This is a genomic window from Streptomyces sp. NPDC057654 (assembly GCF_042800135.1).
GTDB lineage: Bacteria > Actinomycetota > Actinomycetes > Streptomycetales > Streptomycetaceae > Streptomyces.
Genome location: NZ_JBHVHQ010001139.1, coordinates 1 through 2,214, shown reverse-complemented (window position 1 = coordinate 2,214; position 2,214 = coordinate 1). Strand labels below are relative to the sequence as shown.

Here is a 2,214-nt window from a genome sequence, read left to right as displayed (position 1 = left end):
GTACGGGGGACCCGGCGGCGACGGGGGCCGCTCCGGAGACCGGGGGCTCGCCGGGGTCGACCTGTGCCACGCCACGGCGGGAGGGCCCGCCGCCCTCCCCGGGCTGCTGGCCAAACGCTTCTTCGGTACGCCGCTGCTCGTCACCGAGCACGACGTGCGCCTGCGCGCCCACTACCTCCGCCACGCGTACGCGCAGGGCGGCCCGTCGCCCGCCCTGCGGTCCCTGCTCGCCGCCTTCCACGGGCTGCTGGCCGCCGAGGTGTACGGGGCCGCCGCGCTCGTCACCGCCGGCGACGCGCACGCCCGGCGCTGGCAGGAGCGCTGCGGCGCGGACCGCGCCCGCCTACGGACCGTCCACCCCGGCCTGGACGCGCGCCCCTTCGCCGACGTGGGGGAGGGCGGCGCGGACGACGACGGCCGGACTCTCGTGTGGTCCGGCCGCATCGGCCCCGCCAAGGACGTCGCCGGCCTCCTGCACGCCTTCGCGCTGATCCGCGCGTCCGAGCCCGGCGCCCGGCTGCGCGTCGTCGGGGCCCCGGAGCCGGGGCGGGAGGCCGCGGACTGTCTGGAGCGCTGCCGGGCGCTCGCCGCCGAGCTGTTCCCCGGCGGGGGCGCGGTCTCCTTCGAGGAACCGGGCGGCCCGGAGGGCGGGGGTTCGGCCGATGCGTACGCGTCGGGCAGCGTCGTCGTCCTGTCGAGCGTCGTGGAGGGCTTTCCGTTCTCCCTCGCCGAGGCGATGTTCTGCGGCCGGGCCACGGTCTCCACGGACGTCGGCGCGGTGCGCGAAGTCATCGGCGGTACGGGCCTGGTGGTCCCGCCGCGCAACCCGCACGCCCTCGCCGAGGCGTGCGTGGAGCTGCTGCGCGCCCCCGCGCGCCGTGCCCGCCTGGGCGCTGCCGCGCGCGCCCGGGCCGTGGAGCTCTTCACCGCCGAGCAGAACACCGCGGCATTCCACGGCATCTACCTGGAGCTCGTTGCCCACTGCCCGGTGCGCGGCGCGTCCGTGGACACCGACGGCCAGCCCCTCCCGTTCGCCCGCCCGGCCGAGTCCCACGTTCCGGGCCACTGGTCGGCGTCGGCCCCCGCCTCCGCGCGCACCGCCCGCTTCCGGCAGTGGCTGCCGGGCGCCGGAACGGCGGCCCGGGGAGGGCAGGCGGTGCCGGGCTGGGCTCGGGGCGCGGGCGAGGGCGAGCCGGTGGGCGCACCGGCTCGGCGAGTTGAGGAGGACGCGTGAAGCGGTCCCGTGTGACGACGCCGGGTGACACAGCTGTTGAGCCTGTCCTCGATTCTGAGGCGGTGCCTGCGATGCCGGGCGCCCCGGAGCGGCCTCCGCGCGGACCAGCCGATCCGGTCAAGGCGCTGATGCACCAGTACCGCGAACTGTGCGCGCGGGCCGTCGATCCGCTGGAGATCGCCGCCGGGCTGGAGGCGCGGGGCGTCACCGACCGGACCGCCGCCAACTGCCGCCACCGCGACGTCTTCTCCCTCGCCGAGGAACTGCACGCGCGCGTGCCGCGCGAGGACGCCCCTGAAGACGAAACCGTCGCCCCGCGCCGCTCCCTTGGCGCGCGCTTGCGGCACGCCGCGCTGTATCCGCTGCCGGGAGCCGCGTGCGCGGCGACCGTGGCGGCGCTGTCGTACGCGGGAGGCGAGGGCCCCGCGGTACGCGTCGGCGTGGGCGTGTGCGGGGCCGCCATGGTGGCGGTGGCGCTCCGGTTGTGCCTGGGGCGGCCGGGGAAGGGCGGCGGGTTCTCAGGCGCGCTGTCGGTCGGCTGGCTGATCGGGTACGCGCTGTTCGGCGACTGGCTGCTCACCGAGGTCGTCAGCGGCGGCCCGGACGCCCTTCCCACGGCCGAGCCGCCCGAACACGACGGCGCGCCCACCGCCCTGGCCCTGGCCTTCACGGTGCCGCCGGCCGTGTGGTGCGCCCGCTGGTTCGCCGTACGGTCGGGCCGGGCGCTCACGGGCAGCCGGAGCCTCGCGGAGTTCGCGGCCCGCGTCCGGCCACTCCTGCTGACGACCGTCGCGCTGTTCCTGTGCTGCGTCCTCGCGCTCGTACCGGCGGCCAGGCTCGCGCTCGATGAGCGCCCGTACGCCGCGCCGGGCGCGATCGCCGCCGCCGCGTCGCCGGCCGTACTCCTCTTCACCGCCCGGCTGCTGGCGGCGCACGGCTTCACCACTGCCGCGACCGTCGGCACGGCGGCGGCCTGCTGC

2 protein-coding genes are annotated in these 2,214 nt (G+C 77.8%); both read left to right on the top strand.

The window, feature by feature from the left end; genetic code table 11:
• A partial coding sequence (locus ACFU99_RS41355) for a glycosyltransferase (RefSeq protein WP_384403272.1) occupies positions 1 to 1,234 on the top strand: 1,234 nt, incomplete at its 5' end.
• A 62-nt stretch (positions 1,235 to 1,296) separates the two neighbouring features.
• Positions 1,297 to 2,214, top strand: a 918-nt coding sequence (locus ACFU99_RS41350; protein ID WP_384403270.1) for a hypothetical protein, incomplete at its 3' end; no start/stop codon positions are given.